Below are 20,018 nucleotides of genomic sequence, written 5' to 3'. Positions count from 1 at the left end.
CATGTCGACCAGGCGCACCGTCACCGGCAGCGTGGCGGACATCTTCACTGACCTCGGCGCCCCGGTGACCGTCACCCTGGCATGCCTGCCGCGCCGCTGGACCGACGAGACCGGCAACCGGCTGCTCGTCGGCCCGGACCATCCAGTCACCGTCACGGCCGGCGCGTGGTCGGCGTCGCTGATCCCCACGGACGCGGCAGGGATCGAGCCCGCGACGGGCCGCTACTACCGGATCACGGAGTCCCTTGCCGGGGTTCCGGTCCGGGTCCGGACGTTCGCGGTCCCAACGGGCGACGGTTCACCGCTCGACATCCTCGACCTCGTCGTCGCCGACCCGGGGCTCCCGGGCTACGTGCGGGGTGCTGCAGGTCCGGTCGGGCCTGCGGGGGCTCCGGGAGCGAACGGCGCACCCGGCGCTGCAGGAGCCCCGGGAGCGAAGGGCGACACGGGCGATACGGGGCCGCAGGGGATCCAGGGCATTCAAGGCCTGCAGGGCACCGCAGGCACTGCCGGAGCCGCGGGGGCGACGGGCCCTCAGGGCGCGATCGGTGCGTCCGGAACGGTCGTCACGACCAGCGGGGCCACCATCACTGACGGCACCATCACTGATCTGCCCTCGTCCACGCCGTGGATCATCGTGCAGACGAGCGCGGGCACGCCGCTCCAGTGCACCATCCCCGCAGCAGTCGGCGACCGCATCGACGTCGACCTCGCCATGATGTACAACGGCGCCCACTTCATGGACGTCGCCCTACTCACCAGCGGCGGGGCTGTCTCCATCTACGGCGGCTCCGGCACGAGCACACCGCTGGCCGAGGGCGCGCCATGGCTGTACCCGAGCACCAGCTTTTCGAAGGTGACGAGCCAGTTCTTCGTGGTGCAAGCAGGCCACATCGACGGCTCCGGAAACATCACCGTGGCCCTCGTCCACAGTGGCACCGCCGCCGGCCGGGTCTACGCCAACACCGTCTATCCGTGGCGGATGAGGCTCTGGAACTTCGGCGCGGTGAACGGTTCGGCCGCTGGCTCTTGGCTGCCGCGCCCGTCGGAGCAGGGGCTCATCACGTGGACTGGCGACCCCAACGATGCCGGGCATGTGACGGCGCAGAGCAGCGCGGGTGTCGCGGGCCGGATCACGTTGGTCAAGATCCCGATCCGGGAGCAGGTCACCGTCGCGAACATCTGGTTGGGCCTGTCCGGTGTCGACGCGGGCGCCTCGCTGAGCAACTGCTACCTCGGCCTGTACGACAGCACAGGAGCCCTGAAGGGTGTCACTGCGGACATCTCCTCGTTGCTGATGTCGGGCGCTACGGCCAAGGCCCTGCCGCTCGCCACGCCGTTCGTTGCGGCACCCGGCAACTACTACATCGCGATGCTGCTCGGCAACGGCTCCACCTGGACGACCAACTCGCTCACCTTCAAGGCCACCGGGGCCGGGATCTCGGTGAACGCGAACCTGACGGCGCCGAACCTCCGCTACTCCACGATCCTCACCGGACAGACGTCGTTGCCGTCGAGCCTGACGCTATCGAGCCAGGCAACCAGCACGATCAACACCGGCTGGGGATCCCAGTGGTACGCCCTCTCTGGACCCTAGGCAGCACGATGCCCCCTCTCGCCTACGGGCGGGAGGGGGCGCTTTCGTGCGTTCGGCCCCGTGGATAGGCTGCTCGCATGACGATTCGCGCTGTGGTGTTCGATGTCGGTGAGTGCCTCGTGGACGAGACCCGGGAGTACGGCACCTGGGCCGACTGGCTCGGCGTCCCCCGACACACCTTCGCCGCGATGTTCGGCGCCGTGATCGCACAGGGCCGCGACTACCGCGAGGTCTTCGAGCCCTTCAAGCCCGGCTTCGACCTGACGGCCGAGCGGGAAGCACGTGCTGCCGCTGGCCTCCCGGAGTGGTTCGGCGAGAACGACCTCTACTCGGACGTCCGCCCGGCGCTCGCGCAGCTCCGCGCGGACGGCCTGTGGCTGGGCATCGCCGGGAACCAGACCGTTCGGGCGGGCGGTCTGCTCCGCGAGCTGTTCACGAAGGATGTCGACCTGATCGGTACCTCGGACGACTGGGGCGCGAGCAAGCCGGATCCGGAGTTCTTCGAGCGGGTCGCCGCCGTCGTCCCGGCCGCCCCCGGCGAGATCCTCTACGTCGGCGACCGCGTCGACAACGACCTCCGCCCCGGCGCCGCCGCGGGCATGCACACCGCGCTCATCCGCCGGGGCCCGTGGGCCACGATCCAGTGGAACACCGCCGAGGCCCTCGAACTGCCAACGTTCCGCGTCGAGAGCCTCGCCGAACTGTCCCCTCGGATCACCGAGTTCAACAGGCGAGAGCGCTGACGACGGCACCCCAGCCGTAGAGACGATCATCGAGGTCGCGGACGTACTGCTCGTGTTCCCACGGAGCGAGTGCGCGCCGCACCTCGCGGACCCGCTCCAGCCCGGTGGCGTACCAGTGCGTCTCCAGCAGCTCCAGCGCGCGAAGCGCGTACCGCGCCGCGTCCTCCGGGCGTCCGGCGGCGGCCTCGACCGCTCCGAGGTCTCCGAGGATGACGGTGCGCTGCTTGTCGGCGTCCTCCGGAAGCTCGTCGAGGACGTGGAGCAGCGTCTCGCGGGCCTGCGGCAGGTGCCCGGCTGTGAGCTGGGTATTGCCCTTGAACGCGGCAAGCCGGACGGGGCTGAACCAATCCATCCACTCGGGGGTGGGGCCTGCGTCGTCCTCGACGACGGTCTCACCGTGGGCGATGAGGTTGAGGGCGGCTCGCGTGTCCCCGCAGCGGGTGGCGCATTCGGCCTCGACGGCATCGAGCCAGGCCACGAACTGGCCGCTGGCTTGGCCGCGCCGGGCGTAGGTGCGGGCCGCGACCATGCGCTCTGTGGCGGCGGAACACTGCCCAGACCATCCGGGGATGAACGCCATGTGCGCCAGGATCGCGGCGCCGAGCAGCGTGTCGTCGGCCTCGCCCGCGGCTTGGAGAGCACGGACCCACGTGTCGCCGGCCCGGGTGGGCTCGCGGAGGTCGAAGAACTCGATCCGGCCTGCCAGGAGCCAGCTCTCCGAGAGAGCCACGGCGAGGGTCTGACGCGTTCTGCCGGTAGTCGCGTCGAGGAGCTGGCCGCCGAGGGTGGCATGTGCTGCAACGGCCGGGTGCAGGACCGACGGGGTGACGGTCCAGTACAGCCGTCGGTGTGCCCGGGTGACCGCAAGGAAGTCGGAACCGGCGGTGGCTGGTTGTGGTGCGCTCGAGGCGCGCAGCGGTCCGCGGTTCGCAGGGGCGATAAGGCTGGTGCTGGTCTGCGGTCCGGTACCGGGCGGCACGTTGAACCCGAGCTCGTCGAGGGGGCGGCCGAGCAGGTCGACGAGTGCCTGCCGCACGTCGGTCTGCGGCAGGGGCGGGTTCTCGGCTTCGTAGCGGCGGGCCTGCCGTAGGCCGATGTGGATCCCGCGGGCGGCGAGGGCGTCGACGAGTTCCTGCTGGGTCCGGTAGCCGGCGGCCTGGCGGGCCGCCCGGAAGCGCGCGTTGCCGGTGGGTCGGGTCATTCCAACTCCCGTAGTGGGTAGGTGTCCTGACCTACTGTCTCAGGACGCCCTCTTGACTGCCATGGTTCACCAGAATGGGGGCAGCAAAGCCCTATTTGAGGACCCAGAAAGGCCGCTCTGAAGTCCTAGCAATAGGACTTTCCTAGGTCCATGGTGTCTCTCACCACCCGTTGACGACGGTAGGGAGTGACCCGTGACCAGCCCGACCCACAGCTGCGCCCGCGGCGTATGGAACCTCGACACCCCGGACGATCCCCGTATGGGCATGGCTGAGGTGGTCGAGCCGAGCGCTGATCTCCTTGACCGGGCGCAGGCCGGCTGGGCGCGATTCACCAGCACGGATGGAGACGAGTCCGATGGCTAAGCCGGGAGAGCACCTGGCCCACCCGCTCCTGAACCAGCGGGTCCGCGATATTGCCTCCGGTACGGAGGGCCAGCTCATGGCCGTCGTGTATGAGGAGGTCCGCCGCGTCTATGGCGACCCCCAGTACGCGCCAATCGCATACATCCGAATGAAGTCCGGTCTGGAGCTGTCGACCTCGGAACGCAACGTCGAGGCCACCGGATGACCGGGCTTCCGCAGCAGCTCTGCTACGTGCTGATCGTGCTCGGCATCCTCGCCGTGATCGTCGTCGGCACCACCTGACCCGCACCTTCCTGCACATGACCTAGGGGAGAAGCATGTCCAGTCCCGTACCGAACCCTGTCCCGCCGCCGTGCATCAGCCAGCCCGGCAACCCGCAGCCGTCCGGCGTCCTGACGGCCACCGCCCCCGCAAGCGCGCGGGCTCTGCTCAGCGATGCCGAGTTCAACGGCGTCATGCACACCGTCCTGGATAACAACCCCGGCATGGCCATGGACCTCGCCTCCCGCATCGTTGTCGACGCGCTGGCGTTCCTCGCCACGGCCGCCCGGACCCCGGCGGGTCTCGTACCGTCCCGTGTCGTGGACGAGGGCTGGCACGCGCTCGTACTCCACACCGCCCTCTACCAGTCGCTGTGCTTCCGACTCTGCGGCGGCTTCATCCACCACCTGCCGGAGCGGCCCGACCCCACCAACCGCTCACACAGCTCCGTCGAGCGCACCGTCGCCGCGATCGAGGCCGCGGGCTACAGCGTCGACGCGGACCTGTGGCGCGGCCCGGAGGACACCCTCGTCACCGTCGCCGCTTCCTGCCGTCACTCGGACGACGGCGGCCCGATCGTCATCATCCCCAAGCCCAAGGGCTGAGTAGGCTGCCGCCATGAACGAGTGGATCGACCCCCGGTACGCCGACCTTGTCGAGGCCCTGCACGAGGCATTGCGCGCTCAGGACCCGACCCGGCAAGGACCTGCGCCGGTCCGCGGGTTCGTCGTGGCGGAGCCTGACGAGAGCTGATCTGAGAACCGCCCCGGCCGACAGTTCCCCCTCCGGCCGGGGCTACTCCCGGACGAGGTGCGCGAGCGGTACGCCGATGGCGTCCGCGATGAGGATGAGCGTGTCGAGGAGCGGGCTCGCCTGGCCCTGCTCGATACGGACGTACGTTGCCCGGTCCATGTCGCCAGCTTGCTCGGCCACGAACTGCTGTGTCAGCTTCCTGTCCGTCCGGGCCTGTCGAATCTGTTCGCCGATGCGTCGTCGTCTGGCGAGGACGTGAGCGGGTACAGGGTGGGCACGGGACACCCGTACACGCTGACGTGATCATGAACTGATGTATGTAGGGTGCACCCTACATCGACTCATCTCCCGCAAATGTGGGCATCAGCCTGCACACCAGACCGGCCCTCCCAGTCCTGCCCCCCAGGCGGCGGGAGCGGCCAGCGGGGCCCCCGCCTGCCAGCGGGGGCCCTGCTTCATTTCCACGCGACCTGCACAGAATTCGGGTCCCAATACCCGCCACCGGGCTGCCGGCCCCGGCGGGCCCGGTTGATGGTCACGGTCATCAGATACGAGATCACCGCCCGCTTCCGAGACAGATCCAGCCCGTTCCACGCTTCCTCAACGTCCTCCGCCGTGAGCAGGGCGGCCACCGGATTCACCTTGACCGCACGCGACAGCACCTCTTCCGCTGCGGCAATCCGCTGCCGCGCAGCCTCGGACGCCAGAGTCCACGACCGCATATCCAGCTCTCCACGCCCCAGAGCGCCCGCCAAGCCGTCCAGGGTGAACCGTGCCTGCCTCCGGTCCTCCTGGGCGCCCCGTACATCCACAGGGTCCTCACGGGTCGCCAGAAGGTCTGCTGCATCAGGGAGGGAGAGCCGGTCAAGCACGGCGAGTTGAACGACATCGTCTACGAGGTCTCGCCGACGGCTCACGTGCTTCTGCGACCGGCACCGGTAGTTGAGCATCCGTTCCCGATCGGGGTGGTTGCCGCTGCCGTCCGTGGACGAAATCACGCTCTTGCCGCAGGTCCCGCACACGTAGAGGCCCGTACCGAGGGCAACCCTGGCGTTCCCGGCTGGCCCGATCTTGCGGCTCGGGTCCTTGAGCATGGCGACAACACTCCGCCATGTCGGCTCGTCCAGCGCGGCAGGCCACTGGGCCGGCCCCACCTCCTCACCCCTGTGTACGACGATGCCCGCGTTGCGGGGGCGTAGGAGCATCTTGCGGATCTCGGAGGCACTCCACTGCCCGCCGGTACTCGTGAGGGCTTCACGGGCCCGCAGATCCCGCTGAATGGAGTACAGGGAGGCTCCGGCGAGAACGCTGCGTGCAGCGTGCTGGATGCACTCCACCTCGGCAGGGATGGGCGTCATACCGTCGACCTCCCAGCCGAAGGGCCGTCGGCCGCCGAAGTGCTTACCCATTTGCGCCATCTGATCCCGGGCGCGCTTCTGTCTTTCGACCATCCGCTCGACCTCGTACCGAGCCTGCACTCCGAGCTGCCGGGCGATCATCCGTCCGGTGGCAGTGGTGAGGTCTAGGTGGCCCGCCTTGACCGTGCGCGTCTCGACGCGCCGCGGCTCGCAGATGTCGATGTACCGCTCGAGCTCGGCAGGCGACCGGTGGAGGCGGTCCGTGTGCCAGGCGATGACGCACTCGCCAGCGCCCGCCTCGAGCCCTTGGAGCATCCGGATGTAGTCCGGGCGTGGCTTGCCCGAGTAGGCCGAGAGGTCGTTGTCTTCGAAGACTTCGACGACGCGGTACTCGGTGTCGCTGTTGCTGAGCTGTTCGGCCAGTGCGTAGCCGTCTTCGATCTGGCGGTCACAGCCGAGTCCGGCGCCCTCGCGGTCCGAGCTGATGCGGGCGTAGAGGTAGCAGCGGACTACGCGGCGCCCTGTCGGGCCGGTGTTCTGTGACTCCATGCCTCTATGCTCGCACTTTAATTCCGTCTTTCGTGGGCCTTTGCTAGGTCGAAGGCCCACTAAAGGCAGTTTTAAATCTCGGGGTGCGCCCGCACCTCTTCGACCGGATCCATCGGGTTGTAGAGGACAGCCATGCCGACCTGAGTCGCGTGGGCGAGGTGATCGGTGAGTTCCTTGGCGAGCTGCTCGCTGCCGTGGTCCGGGTGGACGGCGAGGACCGTCTTACCGCGAAGCTGAATGGGGATCATGGCGTAGCCGTCCGGTACGAGCGCGGAGACGACTACTTCAGCTTCCACTGGGCGCGGACGCTCCCGATGGGTGTACTCACTGTCAGCCATGCGACCCCCTTGGCGCTGCCTGCGTCACAAACCGCGCACAAGTTCGAATGCGAGCGCGCAAATGCAGACTATCGGACCTAACGCGCCCCCAGGCGGTGCCGCCAATGGTGTCGCATTGAACGGCTTCTGACTACACCGAGCATATGAAAACTACAGAGCGTGTTCAGCCCGCTGGTGGCATATGCCTCGATGTCTATTCCTGTCGGGTGAACGATTCAATGAGTCGCTGAAGCTGCTCACGCTGGGTAGGCGTCAGCGGCGCAAGGCTGTCGACGAGCGCACGCGCCTCACCCGACGCGGACCACTCAACGTCGACACCGAAGAACTCGGCGCCAGCGGCGTCCTGCACTTTCCCAAGCGGCACGTCGAGGCCGACGGCCAGTCCCCGCAGCATCGGGTAGTCCGGGATCTGCACCGGGAGGTCGGTCGCGAGGCGGTGAAGCCAGGAGGATTTCACGGTCTGCTCGCCGGTTTCCGGGTCGATGCAGCGCGCGGCGAGCTTGTCGTAGCTCAGCCCGAGAGTGTTCTTGCGGTCGCGCGCGAGGTCTCTCAGCTGGCTTCGCCCCGCCGCAGGGGAACGATCTTGTGCAGCCATGAGGGTCATCCTGCCACTCCGAGTCATGTCATGGGCCGTGGGGTGTCCATGCGACCAGTGAGGCGGTCCACCTATCCCCCCAAGTGGCGGGGGGTCTGCCATCCCACTCGCCGGACAGAGTGTCCATGCAGTGCAGCGGCGCACGCTAGGGCGCAAAGCAGAGTTTGGCCAAATTCACACGCCACACCCAAGAGGCTGGACGTGACGTCCAAGCTATGCAATGCTTCATCCATCCAAGCAGTGCAACAATTCACTGCACGAGGTGGACGCATAGATGTCTGACCACAAGCCCATTCCGCTCTTCCGACTCGTCGACCGAGACCTCCTGGCCAAGCTCATGGAACGCACCGGCACCGGCGCCGCAGTTACCGGCCGCGAGCTCGCCACGAAGGCCGACGTTTCACACAGCACCATCGGCAACCTACTGACAGGCGAGCAGGAAGCAGTCTTCTACCCGACCGCCTGCGAGATCGCATCGGCCATCGGCGTAGATGTCCTGATCCTGTTCACCCCCACGGGGCGAGCTACCCGCCACTCGGGCCGCTCCCGGCTGCGAGTGCCGGCGTGACCGCCACTTTCAGCCGCACAGCCGCCCAGCAGCGCCTCGGCCCCGCCGCAGTGCAGGCCATCCGCGAACTCGTGGCTGCGGCTCCGCCGCTCAGCCCCGACACCCGGGCCCAGATTCAGTCGCTCTTCGACACCGCACGGCCTGCCACCGGTCCGGCTGGCCTGCCCATCGCCGCCTGACCCCATGAAAACGGGGCCGCCCGGACGGCTAGGTCCGAGACAGCCCCGGCATTCCTCACCAACACCGAGAAGACGAGGAACACCATGAACCACCAGCCTACCGTCACCGGCCTCCCCGGCCAGAGCGGCATCACGCACCACATTCCCGTCCCGCTCCCGGCCCCGCCGGTCGAGCTGTACAGGGACCTGCGTGGCTTCGTGTGGCGGCTCGTCGAGGACGGCCAGGACGGCCGCCTCTTCGTCCCGGAGCAGGTGAACCCCGCCAACTGCCCGCGGATGGTGTGGGCCCGCGAGGACGAACTCGCCGAGGTCGTCGGCCCGCTGGTCCGCCTGGAGCGTGCGGCGTGAACACCCAGTCGATCGGCAGCGCGTCCCGTGTGATCTGCGAGGCCATGGGCCGCCCGAACGCGGTCCCGGCGACGATCGCTGTGGCGCTGGACGCGAACGGGCTGCTGAACACCGTGGAGACGGCCGCCGAGTTGGTGGCGCTGCGGGACCGGGTGGCCGAGCTGGAGGCCCTGGAACCCGCCACGTACCAGACGTGCCCCACCTGCCACGCGGCGTACCGGTACGGCACACCGTGCAGTACCTGCGCATTCCAGGCCCAGGTGGCCGCTGCCCGGAACTCGATCGCCACCGAGTTCCCGCACGTGGCCGCGCTCCTCGCCGAGGACCCGCACGACGGGCCCCTCCACCACGACTACCGCCTCGGCCACGACCTCCCGGAGACCTCCTGATGAGCAACCTGCCCGTTGACGGCCCGTACCGGATCGGCGTCACGCCTCTGCCCGGCGGCGCCCGCATCGACATCAACCACTACCTCACCACGGTGCTCGTCTCCCTTGCCGAGCTGGCCGCCGAGGACGGCAAACAGCTCCTCCACCAGCTCCAGGACATCGCCGCCGCACACGCCGCCTCGTCGGGCGCCGACTCCCACGGCGCCCACGAGCGGGACACGCTCGTCGAGCAGCTGCTCACCGAGGTCGGCCACGAGTGCGCCATGAGCGTCTACGGCGCCGGGGTGTCTCGGCTCGCGTCGGCTCTGCTCGTCGCCGGACGCCGGTCGGTACCGAGGCAGCGGGGTGCCGCGTGAACGCCCTCAACCGTATTCGCTGCGAGCCCAGCATCAAGGCCCTGCCGAACCGGTGGCGGCCCGTCTACATCCAGCAGGACGGGGAGCCGGATGGCATCGCCCCAGTCTGCTCCGACGAGGACCACGAGGACGCCGACGCGGACGGCGGCGTGTACGGATGCTGCCCGGAACCGCTCATCGAGGTCCCGGACCCGCACCTCGCCGAGTACCTGGCCGCGCTCCTGAACGCGGACCGAGGTGACCGATGAACGCGGCCGCGCCGGCCCCGGCCGATACCCGACTGCCCGTGCTTCGCACCGCGGCCGCGGAATGGCTCGGGCAGTGGACGACCCGCCGCGTGCAGCACCTGTACGCCGCGCACTTCGGGCCCGGCCCATGGCGCCAAGCCGCCCGCGAGGACCTCGCGGAGCTGCACCGGCAAACGCTGCTGCACCTCCACGACGAGGACCCGGGGCGCCGCTTCTACACCGTGAACACGTACGGAGGCATCTGATGTTCATCCGCCGCAGCACCTACCAGCGGCTCGTCGCCCGCGCCGAGGCCTACAGCCAGGCCTACGTGGACGCGCGCCGGGCCGGGGTGGCGAAGTGATCGCGACCGGCAGCGACGAGTACGGCGAGCAGCTGGCCGCGCGCATCGGCCAGCTCATCATCGACGCGGACAAGAACTCCGGCCGCAGCCGTCAGCGGGCGATCGGCCCCTCCGAGGTCGGCGAGCCGTGCGAACGCCAGCTCACCTACAAGATCCTCGACTGGCCCGAGACCAACACCAACCGCGACCCCATCGCCGCGATCATCGGCACCGGATTCCACATGTGGATGGCCGAGAAGTTCGAAGCCCGCCAGACGCCCATGCCCGACGGGCAGCCCCGGTACCGCATCGAGGAACGCGTCACCGTGCGCCAAGGACACACCGAGGCCGCCACACTCACCGGCAGCTCGGACCTGTTCGACCGGCTCGCCCTGCTCAACAACGACTGGAAGCTCGTCGGCAAGAGCAGCCACGACAAGTACCGGCGGCAGGGCCCCGGCGAGAAGTACCGCGTCCAAGCCCATCTCTACGGCCTCGGCCAGGAGAACGCCGGACACCGGCCCACCCGCGTCGCCGTGACGTTCATCGGCCGACACCACGAGCTGATGGTCCACGTGTGGTCCGAGCCCTACGACCGCAGCATCGCCGAAGCCGCGCTCGCCCGCCTCGACCGGATCCGCGACACCGCGGCCGGACTGGAGCTCGACCACCACCCCGAGAACTGGCGGCTCATCCCCATCCCCAACAAGCCGAACTGCCGGTTCTGCCCCTGGCTCAAGCCCGGCAGCGACGACCTCGCCGCCGGATGCCCTGGACAGCCCAGCACCAACCCGGGCGCCTCGCTTGAGGCCTTGATCGCATGACCGCCCGGTTCGTGCGCCAGCGCCGCTGCGTCATCTGCGACCACCGCGTCCACGCCGTGCCCGACCGGCGGCCGCCCGCGCAGTGGGACTCGCGATGCGACGAAGGGTGCGAGTGCACAACCGCCTACTGCCAGCCGTACCGGGTCTACACGGACGGCACCACCGATCGACGGGACATGGGCCCGTTCGGCACCAGCAACCAGCAGGAGCAGAAGCAGATGACGACACCGCAGCAGTACCAGGCCCCCTCCGCTGACGACTTCCTCATGGGCGGAGGCGGCGCCCCCAGCGCCAAGTTCCCCACCCCGGGAACCAGCCTCACGGGCCGAATCACCGAGCGGCCCACAGTCGAGCAGCAGCGCGACATCAAGGACGGCACGCCCAAGTTCTGGTCCGACGGCAACCCCATGAACCAGCTCGTCATCACGGTCCAGACCGACCAGCGCGACCGTGAGATTGAGGAGGACGACGGCCGGCGGCGGCTGTTCGTCAAGGGCCAGCTCAAGAACGCGGTCGCCGACGCGGTCCGTGGGGCCGGAGCCCGCGGCCTGGAAGTCGGCGGGATCCTCACCGTGACCTACACCCACGACGGCCAGGCCACACAGCGCGGGTTCTCCCCGCCGAAGCAGTACACCGCGCAGTACGTCGCCGCAGTCGCCGCTGAGCTGCACGCACTGGACCCCGGCACCGTGCCCACGCCTCCCCAGCAGTACACGGCGCCGCCAGTGGCCGCACCCGCGCCGCAGTACACGGTGCCCGTCCCGGCCCCCGTTCAGCAGCCCGCGTCGGTGGCCGCAGCGCTCAGCCCGGAGCAGCTCGCCAACCCGGCCATCGCCGCGCTCCTCGCCCAGCAGGCCGCACAGCAGGCGCAGGCCGCGACCACTCCGCCGCCGTTCTAGCCGCCGTTCGGGGCTGCGCGACCACCGCTCCGCAGCCCCGAACGGACCAACCCGCCTCGGACCCGGCGTGACGCCGCCGAATCGACTCCGGCCCGAGGCACTGCACCCGACACCGCACCACGGCACGAGGAGCCATCTTGAGCGACACCGCACCCGACATGCTCGCCGCAGCCCTTGCGCTGCACGCGGCTGGCTGCTCGGTGGTCGCCGTCCGCACCGACGGCTCCAAGAGACCTCAGGGCGACTGGAAGCGGGCGCAGACTGAGCGGGCCTCGGAAGGCCTCGTCCGCTCCTGGTTCACCGGTGGCCACCCCGGAGTCGGTGTCGTCTGCGGCGCCGTGTCCGGCGGCCTGGAGATGCTGGAGCTGGAGGGCCGCGCCGTCGACGAGGGCGTCCTCACGCAGCTCGTCGACATCCTCGCCAACTCCGGCATGGCCGAGCTGTGGCAGCGCATCGCCACCGGCTGGCTGGAGCGCTCCCCCTCCGGCGGCCTCCACCTCCACTACCTCGTCACCGGCGGCGCCCCGGGCAACACCAAGCTCGCCAGCCGCCTGGCACGCGAGGACGAGCTCACCGACGACGAGCGGGACGTCCTCGTCCGGCACCCCCGCAAGAGGCTCCTGCGCGGCCTCGTCGAAACCCGCGGCGAGGGCGGCTTCGTCGTCACCGCGCCCAGCCATGGCACCGTCCACGCGACCGACCGACCCTACGAACTCCTCGCCGGGGGCCCGGCCACACTGCCGACCATCACCGCCGACGAGCACCGAGCGCTGCACGCGGTGTGCCGGATGCTCGACACCGTCCCGACCGACGAACACCTTGATCACTTTCCCGCTACCGCGAAAGTGATCACCGAGCCCCTCGACGAGGCCGCCGCGTTCCTCTTCGGTAGCAGCCCGGCCGGAACCGGGGCCAGCGGACTCACCCCCGGGGACGATTTCGAGCAGCGCGCCAGCTGGACCGACATCCTCACCCCGCACGGCTGGCGCCTCATGTTCGTCTCCGGCAGCACCTCCTATTGGCAGCGCCCCGGGAAGGACGGCCGGGAACCTTCGGCGACCACCGGCCGTGCCATGGACCGCGACCGGCTGTACGTCTTCACCACCTCGACCGAGTTCGTTGCCGAGCGCCCCTACACGAAGTTTGGCGCCTACGCCCTCCTCAACCACGGCGGCCAGCACTCCGACGCCGCACGCGAGCTCCGCCGTCAGGGCTACGGTGCGCCCGCACCCGAGCCCGTACGCCACCTCACTGCAGTCCCCAACCCCCGGCCCTCGATCGACGGCACGGCCGCACTCAACGTGGTCCAGCACCCAGCCACCGAGATCGGGCCCGAGACCTACACGCGGACCGACGACGGGAACGCTCTGCGCCTCGTCGACCTCCACGAGCAGGAGGTCCGCTACGTGCCGCAGCGCGGCCGCTGGCTCCGCTGGGACGGACACCGGTGGGCATGGGACGAAGCCGGGGCCGTCCGCGAAATGGCCCGAGCCATTGCCCGCGACCTCCCCAACGGCGAGGGCGAGGCCAAACACCGCGCGCGCTCCCTCTCCACCGCAGGCATCGCCGCAATGGTCACCATGGCGCAGACCGACCCCCGCATCGTCGTCCACGCGGGCCAGCTCGACGCGCACCGCATGCTGCTGAACACCCCGAACGGCGCCGTCAACCTCAAGACCGGCACACTGTCCGCCCCCGACCCGGACGAGATGCACACCCGCGCCACCCGCGTCGCCCCCGACGAGACCATGGCCACCCCGAAGTGGGACCGGTTCCTCGCGCAGACCTTCGGCGACGACCAGGAACTCCGCGGCTACGTCCAGCGCATGGCCGGGTACGCGGCGTCCGGGTCCGTGCGCTGGCACATCCTTCCCTTCCTGCACGGCCCCGGCGGCAACGGCAAAGGCGTGTTCCTCAACGTGCTCCGCTCCGTCCTCGGCGACTACGCGGCCACCGCCCCGAACGCATTCCTCATGGCCGGGGCCCAGCGCCACGAAACGGAGATCGCCCGGCTCCACGGGCTGCGCCTCGTCATCGCGTCCGAGGTCAACCAGGAGGCCAAGTTCGACGAGGCCAAGGTCAAGGAGCTCACCGGCGGCGACGGCCTCACCGCACGCTTCATGCGACAGGACCACTTCACCTTCGAGCCCACACACAAGCTGTTCCTGATGGGCAACCACCAGCCCCGCGTCTCCGCCGGCGGCAAAAGCTTCTGGCGGCGCCTGCGGCTGATGCCCTTCACCCGCACCCCGAGCGAGGTGATCGAAGACCTCGACCTCATGCTCATCGCCGAGGAAGCCCCCGGGATCCTCGCGTGGATCGTCGCCGGAGCCGCCGAGGTGTTCCGCGACGGCCTACAGGACCCAGCCTCGGTCACCGCGGCGACCGCGCAGTACGCCGAGGAGGAAGACGCGCTCGCCCGCTTCCTCACCGAAGCCTGCTCCGTCGGCGGCGGCGCGCACGTCCGCACACTCACCGACCGGTTCCGGAAGGCGTATGAGCAGTGGTGCCGCGTGGAGGGCGAGGAGCCCATCGCCGCACGGCAGCTCGGCCGCGAACTGCGCCGGTTCGAAATCGTCCGCAAGCCCAGCAACGGCAAGTACGCGTACATCAACGTTGCACTCAACGCGCCCTCCGCTGACGAGGAGGACGACGAATGATCACCCTTCAAGTGCCATCACAGTGCCGTTGCAGTGCCATCAAAGTGCCGTTGAAAGTGCCGTTGAAATCAGTACGTCTTTGCAGCTCACAGACGTGCAGTGCCATCAGTGCCGTTGAAAACAGCTATCCAGCTCCGTACGCACACAAGAGCATTGATGCTCAGAAACTGGCACTAACGGCACTGACGGCACTGCCACCCCGGATGACCTGCGGAAACAGCAGTGCCATCAACGGCACTGCAACGGCACTGCCCTCCGGCGGCACCCGATGACCCATCCCGGCGTCGCCGCAAAGATCGCAGCCTCCGCAGACCACGCGATCGAACGCACCTGCCCGCGCTGCAGCGCCCTGATCCTCACCGCGTGGGCCGGCCGTACTGCGGCCCTCCACGTGGTCGCCGACGCGGAACCCATCGACCTCGCCACGGAAATCCAGGCCCGCATGACCGGCCGGCTCACCTGGCGGCTGCTCACCAGCACCCTCGGCGTCCGCCGCATCGTCTGGCGCGACCCACTCACCGTGCCCCACCACCAACACCCCGTACTCCGAGACCACCGCTGCCCCCCGCAGCCAGTACAGGAGGCCCTGCTGTGACCCGACACTTCGCCATCCACCTCCCAGCAGGGATGGCCCTGCTCAACGCAAACCAGCGCCCGCACCACGCGGTCAAGGCGAAGCTCACCGCGGCCATCCGCGGCGCTGCGATGGAGGCCTGCTCCGAGGACCCGACGATGCACGCCGCGTTGGCACAGGCCAACCCCGGGCCCGTGCTGCAGCGCGCCTACATCCTCGGAGTGCTCCACCCTCCGTCGCGCCGCCGCGCCGACCCGGCCAACTGGTATCCGAGCTTCAAAGCCGCAGTCGACGGGCTCGTCGATGCAGGGGTGCTGGAGGACGACGACCACACCCACCTTGTCGGCCCCGACATGCGCATCGGCCCCGTGGTCAAGGGCGGCCGCATCAGCCTGCACATCCAGGAAGTCGACACCGTCACGTTCGCCGCGTTCCAGTGGAGGACCGCATCATGATCAACGACGAGTGGACGCGCCACGACAACCCCCGGCCCTGCACCAACGACCCGGAGCTGTGGTTCTCCACGAGGTCCGAGGACAAGCGGAAGGCCCGCGAGTTCTGCGCTGGCTGCCCGTTGCTCCAGCCGTGCCGGGACTACGCGCTCGCCACCCGCCCGACACACGGAATGTGGGGCGGCCTCACCGCGAAGACCCTCCGACCCGGGGCAGTACCGGTCACCCCGCGGCGCGACAGCAAGACGCCTGTGGACTGCGACAGCCCTACCTCGTACGCGCAGCACCGGCGTCGCGGCGAAGTCTGCGAGCCATGCCAGGCCAAGCGTGCCGCGCAGGTTGAGAGCAGCCGCCGAGCCCGGTTGGAGCGCGAGCACACCCTCCACGGCGGCTCGATGACCGGCTACAACGCACACGTCGCCCTCGGCGAACAGCCCTGCCTGCTCTGCCGCGCAGTCAACGCACGCCGCCTCGCCGCACGCCGCGCCGCGCTCCGATCCCCTCAGACCGGCCGCAGCCGCGCCGACGCCGCCTGAAAGGCCCGCCATGCCCGAGACACGCGAGACCTATGGCCACGAACCCACCCTCAGCTTCATCGACGGCCGAGCCCTCGCCAACATCTGCCCCCGCTGCCACACCACCACCACGCACTACGACGAGGCCTACCAACCCACCCGCTACACCCGCCCCGTCCGCTGGCCCTGCGGCACCGCTGTGCTCCTCGGCCTCACAGAACCCCCAGACGCCGCCTGACCGGCTCACATCCGGTTCCCCGATCCGCGCGCGCAACAAGGAGACCCGCATGACCAACCGGTTCGAGTTCACCGACGAGGACGGCGACCGCCTCACCTGCCGCCCCATGCTCGGCATCCCCGCCATCCTCCTGAAGACCAGCCCGAACGGTGTGGTCATCCCCCTGGCTCGGCTGGAGGAGCTCGTGAACGGCGAGCGCGACATGGCCCGCCAGGCCGGCGGACAGACGCCGGAGCCGCACGACGAAGCGCTCTGCGGGCACTGCGATGTCCCGAGGGCCAGCCACCACCACCCGTGGACCAGCACCAGTGACGTGATCGCCAACGACCCGCAGAGCGCTGCCGAGCAGCTGGCCGCCGCGTTCACCGTCGCCGAGCGGCAGTTCCTCACCTTCGCCCTCGACCTCGCCTCCGACCACATGGCCGACCGGGGCGACGAGTTCAGCGACGAGGACGAGGCCGCGCTCGACCGGTTCCGCGCCATGGCGGTTGGGGAGGCCGGAGCATGAGCCAGCAGCAGCCCCCCGCCCTGCCCGACTTCCTCGTCGGCTACCTCGCCCAGCAGGACGCCTACCGCTTCACCGCGGTGAACCAGATGCTGCGCGGCTTCACCGAGCGCGAGGTGCTGCTCATCAAGGAGGCCGCCGTCATGGGCTGGGTCCAGGGCCGCATGCACGCGGAGCAGAAGGTACCGGGAGACCGCCAAATCCTGTTCACCGTGGCCGACGGGTGCCGGGCCCACGCCGACCTGTACCCGACGATCACCGGCTGGACCCCGAGCGTCGACGAGGACGACGGGGAGGAGCCGTGAGCGGCTGGGCGGTGGTTGGCCTCGCGCTCGGCGGCTGGTTCGTCCTCGCTGTCGCCCTGGGTCTGCTTCTGGGCTACGCCATCCGCCGCAACACCCGAACCCCCAACCGCGCCGTACGAGGCCCGCACGCGACCACGTGGGGCCGCCAGAAGACCAGGAGCCGACGATGACCGAGCTCACCACCCCCTTCGACAGTGCCCTCGACCGCGTGAACGAAGCCACCACCAACCTCACTCGGCTCACCACCACCCTCGGTAAGCCCCGCAACCTCACGACCAGCGAAGCCCTCGCGGCTGTCCAAGCCCAGGGAACTCTTGCGGTGGCCTCCGCCCTGCTCGCCCTCGTCGAGACCCTGCGGAGCCAGCCGTGACCGAACAGCCCGTCCGGCACACCGCCGACACGATCACCGACACGGCACTCGACGAGCTGTACGCCGAACGGGAGCGCTACCGGCTGGCGTGGACCAGTGCCCGCAGCCGGGCCGGCGGTGCCCGCATCGCATGGCGCTGCTGGTTCCGGCTCGCAGAGAAGCGCCGCACCCGCGCCGAGCAGGCCGAAGCCGCCATCGCCCGCGTCCGAGAAGTGCTCGCACCGCGTAGCTGGCCGTACGCCGAGGTCCGCGCTCGTGACCTCCGTAGAGCCCTGGACGGCCCGCCAACGAGCCCTGAGACGCCACCGAAGCACCTTGCGAAGGGAACGAACGCCGAGGACTGCCCGGCCTGCGAAGGCACCAACCCCGACTACCCATTCCTCTGCCCCGGACCGGAGACCCCGTGAGCCTCGACATCACCGTCGTCATTTGCGTGACCCTGATCATCCTTGCCCTGATCGGCGCCAAGAACCGGAAGGGCGAGTAGCCGTGGCCCGCTCAATCGGCATGGCCGCCGACGCCACCGTCTTCCGCGCCGTCATCACCATCACGAATCGCGACGGCACCGAGGACACCAAGCACGAGGGCCCGTACGGCTCCATCGGCGCCGCCCGAGCCCGCGTCACCTTCTGGACGAACTACCTCACCGAGCTGGACGAGGAGACGTTCAAGCCCACCGGCAAGAGCCGCGCACACGGCTACGTCGAAGAGGGTTCCGTCGCCTGGAAGCCCGCCTGAGACATGCGTGAGGGGCGCATCCACCGTCCGCCACAGACCGGATGCGCCCCCAGGTGATCCCACCGTACCCCCGCCCAGCCACGGGAGCACCGATGCACACCACCAGCCCCGCCACAGAAGCCCTCATCACCATCGCCACCCTGTGGCCGCACCTCGACGACGCCCTCGACCAGCACGGCGCCGCAACCTGGCCGCCCGCCGGCCGCATGAGCACGTACCTCGCCAGCCTCGACCAGGCCGACCGCGAGGAAGCCGCCGCTCTCCGCGCGCTGGAGCGCAGCCCGGAGCAGGTCGGCGAGACCCGGGCGCCGCTGTCCATCCGGGTGCTGGACACCGCACGCCTCGTCGAGACCACGCTCATCCACTGCGCCGACACCCTCGCCCCGCAAATCACCCGGCCCGCGCTCAGCCACGCCCCGGCGGACTGGCGGGCCCGCGGCTGGTCACCGGTCGACCGGGCGCTCCGCAACCAGTGCGCCGACGACGAGCAGGCCGACCCGCGACGCTGGCGCTACGTTGGGCTCCGGACCGCCGAGTATGCCGCCGGGTGGCTGCACGCCCGCGTGAGCGACGAGGAGGGGCCGTTCCGACCGCTCACCGCCGCGCAGCTACTCCACGTCGAGCAGGTCGCCGCGGGCTGTGCCGAGCGCATCAAGTCCGCCCTCGACCTCACCGCGCGCACGGTCCCGGCGGCCCGGCCATGCCCGAGCTGCTTCGGCGAGGTGACCGTCCTGGCCGGCGGCGGCCGGGACCCCGAAGCGCGCTGCGCGGGCGCCTGCGGCCGGGTGTGGACCCTCGCCAACACCATGGCGGCGTAGGGGGCCGACGAGGCAGAGTGACGCCATGACGACGCACGCGTATTTCAGAGGCGGGTTCCGCGACGGCCACACCGAGCCGCTCAACACCGACGACGAGGTCCGGACGATCGTCTACGGGCGGAGCGACGGGACTGCTGTGGCGTACATCAATGTTCAGGAGACCAAGCTCATCGACGGCGTCCCACACGCCGTGTACGAGCTGCGCACCCGCTGAACGGGCGGCTCCGGGGTCCGCACTCCGGGGCCGCGTAGGTCACGGCAGGTCAGTAGGCGGCGGCTCGTACTCGGCCTCGTAGACGTGCGGGCCGTCGCCCTGCCACTCGATCAGCGTCGAATCCGCGAAGACCAGCTGATCGGGGTCCGGGAGCTCAGCCCTGCGCAGGAACTCCACCAGGTCCGCATCCGAGTGCGCGACGCCGAGGACCATATCGATGCCCTGCACGCGGATCGTCACCCGCCGGCCACCCGACGCAGCGATCCGGTGTACGACGATCGGCGCATGCTCCATCCGTCCAGCCTGCCGCCGGACAGATCTAAGCGCATCCGGACAGCAGAGAGCCCCGTTCCCGTCGCCGGGAACGGGGCTGATCACTTTCGCGGAGCCTCGAAAGTGACAAGCGTTTTCACTTTGGCGGCATCCGCAAAGTGATCACTCGGCGGCCTGCTTCGGCCGGTGCGACCCTGACCCGGAGTAGCCGCGGAACACGTCCTGCACGGTGCTCAGCTTGCATCCGAGCCGGTCGGCGATCTGCCGGTACGAGAGGCCGTTGCCGTCATCCCACAGCCGGATGATCAGCTCGCGGCGTTCGGCCGACCACACCTTGTTGCGCAGCACCTGCGCGGCCATGATCCGATTCTGCGCCCGCACGCGCGCCTCAGGGTCGGTGATGCGCTCGACCTCATCCAGGGCTTCCGTCACCCGCTGCACCTCCTCGTCGCTCACTCCAGCCC

General features: G+C 69.6%; 35 protein-coding genes. 28 read left to right on the top strand and 7 right to left on the bottom strand.

The window, feature by feature from the left end; translation table 11 throughout:
- The first annotated feature begins 1 nt into the window (after position 1).
- Positions 2 to 1,597 carry a hypothetical protein gene (locus AC3IYJ_RS28650; RefSeq protein ID WP_489397469.1) on the top strand — a complete coding sequence of 532 codons (1,596 nt, stop codon included), beginning with the start codon at positions 2 to 4 and terminating at the stop codon, positions 1,595 to 1,597.
- Positions 1,598 to 1,674: 77 nt separating this feature from the next.
- Positions 1,675 to 2,340, top strand: a complete 666-nt coding sequence (locus AC3IYJ_RS28645) for an HAD family hydrolase (protein WP_489397468.1) — start codon at positions 1,675 to 1,677, stop codon at positions 2,338 to 2,340.
- Here the strand turns inward: AC3IYJ_RS28645 and AC3IYJ_RS28640 are convergent.
- On the bottom strand, positions 2,321 to 3,541 hold the full coding sequence (locus AC3IYJ_RS28640; RefSeq protein ID WP_489397467.1) for an NsdA family TPR-like regulatory protein: 1,221 nt from the start codon (positions 3,539 to 3,541) through the stop codon (positions 2,321 to 2,323). The two genes, AC3IYJ_RS28645 and AC3IYJ_RS28640, sit on opposite strands and share 20 nt — an antisense overlap.
- A 193-nt stretch (positions 3,542 to 3,734) precedes the next feature.
- On the opposite strand from AC3IYJ_RS28640, the gene AC3IYJ_RS28635 reads away from it, so the two are divergent.
- The 4 genes from AC3IYJ_RS28635 (at position 3,735) to AC3IYJ_RS28620 (ending at position 4,919) form a co-directional block, all read left to right on the top strand.
- A complete protein-coding gene (locus tag AC3IYJ_RS28635; protein ID WP_489397466.1) occupies positions 3,735 to 3,905 on the top strand; it encodes a hypothetical protein in 171 nt (56 codons plus the stop codon).
- The gene (locus tag AC3IYJ_RS28630) at positions 3,898 to 4,110 is read left to right on the top strand and encodes a hypothetical protein (protein ID WP_489397465.1); all 213 of its coding nucleotides are present in this window, start codon (positions 3,898 to 3,900) and stop codon (positions 4,108 to 4,110) included. Before AC3IYJ_RS28635 ends, AC3IYJ_RS28630 begins: the two co-directional genes overlap by 8 nt.
- Positions 4,111 to 4,222: 112 nt before the next feature.
- Entirely contained in the window at positions 4,223 to 4,771 is a 549-nt protein-coding gene (locus AC3IYJ_RS28625; RefSeq protein ID WP_489397464.1) for a glycine-rich domain-containing protein, read from the top strand.
- A 13-nt stretch (positions 4,772 to 4,784) separates the two neighbouring features.
- A complete protein-coding gene (locus AC3IYJ_RS28620) occupies positions 4,785 to 4,919 on the top strand; it encodes a hypothetical protein (protein ID WP_489397463.1) in 135 nt (44 codons plus the stop codon).
- A 42-nt stretch (positions 4,920 to 4,961) separates the two neighbouring features.
- Here the strand turns inward: AC3IYJ_RS28620 and AC3IYJ_RS28615 are convergent, their stop codons facing one another.
- From AC3IYJ_RS28615 to AC3IYJ_RS28600, 4 genes are all read right to left on the bottom strand, one after another.
- A complete protein-coding gene (locus AC3IYJ_RS28615) occupies positions 4,962 to 5,204 on the bottom strand; it encodes a helix-turn-helix domain-containing protein (RefSeq protein ID WP_489397462.1) in 243 nt (80 codons plus the stop codon).
- A gap of 170 nt (positions 5,205 to 5,374) precedes the next feature.
- Positions 5,375 to 6,826 carry a recombinase family protein gene (locus AC3IYJ_RS28610; protein ID WP_489397461.1) on the bottom strand — a complete coding sequence of 484 codons (1,452 nt, stop codon included), beginning with the start codon at positions 6,824 to 6,826 and terminating at the stop codon, positions 5,375 to 5,377.
- Between the two features lie 71 nt (positions 6,827 to 6,897).
- Positions 6,898 to 7,164, bottom strand: a complete 267-nt coding sequence (locus AC3IYJ_RS28605) for a hypothetical protein (RefSeq protein ID WP_489397523.1) — start codon at positions 7,162 to 7,164, stop codon at positions 6,898 to 6,900.
- A 193-nt stretch (positions 7,165 to 7,357) separates the two neighbouring features.
- Positions 7,358 to 7,759, bottom strand: coding sequence for a hypothetical protein (locus AC3IYJ_RS28600; RefSeq protein WP_489397522.1), 402 nt, complete (start codon positions 7,757 to 7,759; stop codon positions 7,358 to 7,360).
- A 274-nt stretch (positions 7,760 to 8,033) separates the two neighbouring features.
- On the opposite strand from AC3IYJ_RS28600, the gene AC3IYJ_RS28595 reads away from it, so the two are divergent.
- The 22 genes from AC3IYJ_RS28595 (at position 8,034) to AC3IYJ_RS28490 (ending at position 19,281) form a co-directional block, all read left to right on the top strand.
- Positions 8,034 to 8,327: a helix-turn-helix domain-containing protein gene (locus AC3IYJ_RS28595; protein ID WP_489397521.1), complete on the top strand. Its 294-nt coding sequence runs from the start codon at positions 8,034 to 8,036 to the stop codon at positions 8,325 to 8,327.
- Positions 8,324 to 8,506 (top strand): hypothetical protein, encoded by a 183-nt coding sequence (locus AC3IYJ_RS28590; protein WP_489397520.1) that lies wholly within the window; start codon positions 8,324 to 8,326, stop codon positions 8,504 to 8,506. Before AC3IYJ_RS28595 ends, AC3IYJ_RS28590 begins: the two co-directional genes overlap by 4 nt.
- An 84-nt stretch (positions 8,507 to 8,590) precedes the next feature.
- Positions 8,591 to 8,854, top strand: a complete 264-nt coding sequence (locus AC3IYJ_RS28585) for a hypothetical protein (RefSeq protein ID WP_489397519.1) — start codon at positions 8,591 to 8,593, stop codon at positions 8,852 to 8,854.
- Positions 8,851 to 9,243 carry a hypothetical protein gene (locus AC3IYJ_RS28580; RefSeq protein WP_489397518.1) on the top strand — a complete coding sequence of 131 codons (393 nt, stop codon included), beginning with the start codon at positions 8,851 to 8,853 and terminating at the stop codon, positions 9,241 to 9,243. The genes AC3IYJ_RS28585 and AC3IYJ_RS28580 overlap by 4 nt, the downstream gene beginning before the upstream one ends.
- Positions 9,243 to 9,599, top strand: a complete 357-nt coding sequence (locus AC3IYJ_RS28575) for a hypothetical protein (protein ID WP_489397517.1) — start codon at positions 9,243 to 9,245, stop codon at positions 9,597 to 9,599. The genes AC3IYJ_RS28580 and AC3IYJ_RS28575 overlap by 1 nt, the downstream gene beginning before the upstream one ends.
- Positions 9,596 to 9,847, top strand: coding sequence for a hypothetical protein (locus AC3IYJ_RS28570; RefSeq protein ID WP_489397516.1), 252 nt, complete (start codon positions 9,596 to 9,598; stop codon positions 9,845 to 9,847). The genes AC3IYJ_RS28575 and AC3IYJ_RS28570 overlap by 4 nt, the downstream gene beginning before the upstream one ends.
- Positions 9,844 to 10,092 carry a hypothetical protein gene (locus AC3IYJ_RS28565; RefSeq protein WP_489397515.1) on the top strand — a complete coding sequence of 83 codons (249 nt, stop codon included), beginning with the start codon at positions 9,844 to 9,846 and terminating at the stop codon, positions 10,090 to 10,092. Before AC3IYJ_RS28570 ends, AC3IYJ_RS28565 begins: the two co-directional genes overlap by 4 nt.
- Positions 10,093 to 10,186: 94 nt before the next feature.
- On the top strand, positions 10,187 to 10,993 hold the full coding sequence (locus AC3IYJ_RS28560) for a PD-(D/E)XK nuclease family protein (RefSeq protein WP_489397514.1): 807 nt from the start codon (positions 10,187 to 10,189) through the stop codon (positions 10,991 to 10,993).
- Positions 10,990 to 11,892, top strand: a complete 903-nt coding sequence (locus tag AC3IYJ_RS28555) for a hypothetical protein (RefSeq protein WP_489397513.1) — start codon at positions 10,990 to 10,992, stop codon at positions 11,890 to 11,892. The genes AC3IYJ_RS28560 and AC3IYJ_RS28555 overlap by 4 nt, the downstream gene beginning before the upstream one ends.
- Before the next feature lie 137 nt (positions 11,893 to 12,029).
- Positions 12,030 to 14,552, top strand: a complete 2,523-nt coding sequence (locus tag AC3IYJ_RS28550) for a phage/plasmid primase, P4 family (RefSeq protein ID WP_489397512.1) — start codon at positions 12,030 to 12,032, stop codon at positions 14,550 to 14,552.
- A 268-nt stretch (positions 14,553 to 14,820) separates the two neighbouring features.
- The gene (locus AC3IYJ_RS28545; protein WP_489397511.1) at positions 14,821 to 15,147 is read left to right on the top strand and encodes a hypothetical protein; all 327 of its coding nucleotides are present in this window, start codon (positions 14,821 to 14,823) and stop codon (positions 15,145 to 15,147) included.
- On the top strand, positions 15,144 to 15,581 hold the full coding sequence (locus tag AC3IYJ_RS28540) for a RusA family crossover junction endodeoxyribonuclease (RefSeq protein WP_489397510.1): 438 nt from the start codon (positions 15,144 to 15,146) through the stop codon (positions 15,579 to 15,581). The genes AC3IYJ_RS28545 and AC3IYJ_RS28540 overlap by 4 nt, the downstream gene beginning before the upstream one ends.
- Entirely contained in the window at positions 15,578 to 16,114 is a 537-nt protein-coding gene (locus AC3IYJ_RS28535) for a WhiB family transcriptional regulator (RefSeq protein ID WP_489397509.1), read from the top strand. The genes AC3IYJ_RS28540 and AC3IYJ_RS28535 overlap by 4 nt, the downstream gene beginning before the upstream one ends.
- A 10-nt stretch (positions 16,115 to 16,124) precedes the next feature.
- Positions 16,125 to 16,331 (top strand): hypothetical protein, encoded by a 207-nt coding sequence (locus tag AC3IYJ_RS28530; protein WP_489397508.1) that lies wholly within the window; start codon positions 16,125 to 16,127, stop codon positions 16,329 to 16,331.
- Positions 16,332 to 16,380: 49 nt separating this feature from the next.
- Positions 16,381 to 16,839 (top strand): hypothetical protein, encoded by a 459-nt coding sequence (locus tag AC3IYJ_RS28525; protein ID WP_489397507.1) that lies wholly within the window; start codon positions 16,381 to 16,383, stop codon positions 16,837 to 16,839.
- On the top strand, positions 16,836 to 17,141 hold the full coding sequence (locus AC3IYJ_RS28520; protein WP_489397506.1) for a hypothetical protein: 306 nt from the start codon (positions 16,836 to 16,838) through the stop codon (positions 17,139 to 17,141). The genes AC3IYJ_RS28525 and AC3IYJ_RS28520 overlap by 4 nt, the downstream gene beginning before the upstream one ends.
- Positions 17,138 to 17,311, top strand: a complete 174-nt coding sequence (locus AC3IYJ_RS28515) for a hypothetical protein (RefSeq protein ID WP_489397505.1) — start codon at positions 17,138 to 17,140, stop codon at positions 17,309 to 17,311. Before AC3IYJ_RS28520 ends, AC3IYJ_RS28515 begins: the two co-directional genes overlap by 4 nt.
- Positions 17,308 to 17,511 carry a hypothetical protein gene (locus AC3IYJ_RS28510; protein WP_489397504.1) on the top strand — a complete coding sequence of 68 codons (204 nt, stop codon included), beginning with the start codon at positions 17,308 to 17,310 and terminating at the stop codon, positions 17,509 to 17,511. Before AC3IYJ_RS28515 ends, AC3IYJ_RS28510 begins: the two co-directional genes overlap by 4 nt.
- The gene (locus tag AC3IYJ_RS28505; RefSeq protein WP_489397503.1) at positions 17,508 to 17,918 is read left to right on the top strand and encodes a hypothetical protein; all 411 of its coding nucleotides are present in this window, start codon (positions 17,508 to 17,510) and stop codon (positions 17,916 to 17,918) included. Before AC3IYJ_RS28510 ends, AC3IYJ_RS28505 begins: the two co-directional genes overlap by 4 nt.
- A gap of 82 nt (positions 17,919 to 18,000) precedes the next feature.
- Complete coding sequence (locus tag AC3IYJ_RS28500; protein WP_489397502.1) at positions 18,001 to 18,249, top strand: hypothetical protein; 249 nt, start codon at positions 18,001 to 18,003, stop codon at positions 18,247 to 18,249.
- Between the two features lie 92 nt (positions 18,250 to 18,341).
- Positions 18,342 to 19,067: a hypothetical protein gene (locus AC3IYJ_RS28495; protein ID WP_489397501.1), complete on the top strand. Its 726-nt coding sequence runs from the start codon at positions 18,342 to 18,344 to the stop codon at positions 19,065 to 19,067.
- Between the two features lie 25 nt (positions 19,068 to 19,092).
- The gene (locus AC3IYJ_RS28490; RefSeq protein WP_489397500.1) at positions 19,093 to 19,281 is read left to right on the top strand and encodes a hypothetical protein; all 189 of its coding nucleotides are present in this window, start codon (positions 19,093 to 19,095) and stop codon (positions 19,279 to 19,281) included.
- 39 nt (positions 19,282 to 19,320) lie between these two features.
- Here the strand turns inward: AC3IYJ_RS28490 and AC3IYJ_RS28485 are convergent, their stop codons facing one another.
- The gene (locus AC3IYJ_RS28485; protein WP_489397499.1) at positions 19,321 to 19,575 is read right to left on the bottom strand and encodes a hypothetical protein; all 255 of its coding nucleotides are present in this window, start codon (positions 19,573 to 19,575) and stop codon (positions 19,321 to 19,323) included.
- Between the two features lie 141 nt (positions 19,576 to 19,716).
- On the bottom strand, positions 19,717 to 20,010 hold the full coding sequence (locus AC3IYJ_RS28480; RefSeq protein ID WP_489397498.1) for a helix-turn-helix domain-containing protein: 294 nt from the start codon (positions 20,008 to 20,010) through the stop codon (positions 19,717 to 19,719).
- Positions 20,011 to 20,018: the final 8 nt, after the last annotated feature.

The organism is Streptomyces sp. GL_140 (assembly GCF_057834465.1).
This window is presented reverse-complemented; position numbering and strand designations above follow the sequence as displayed.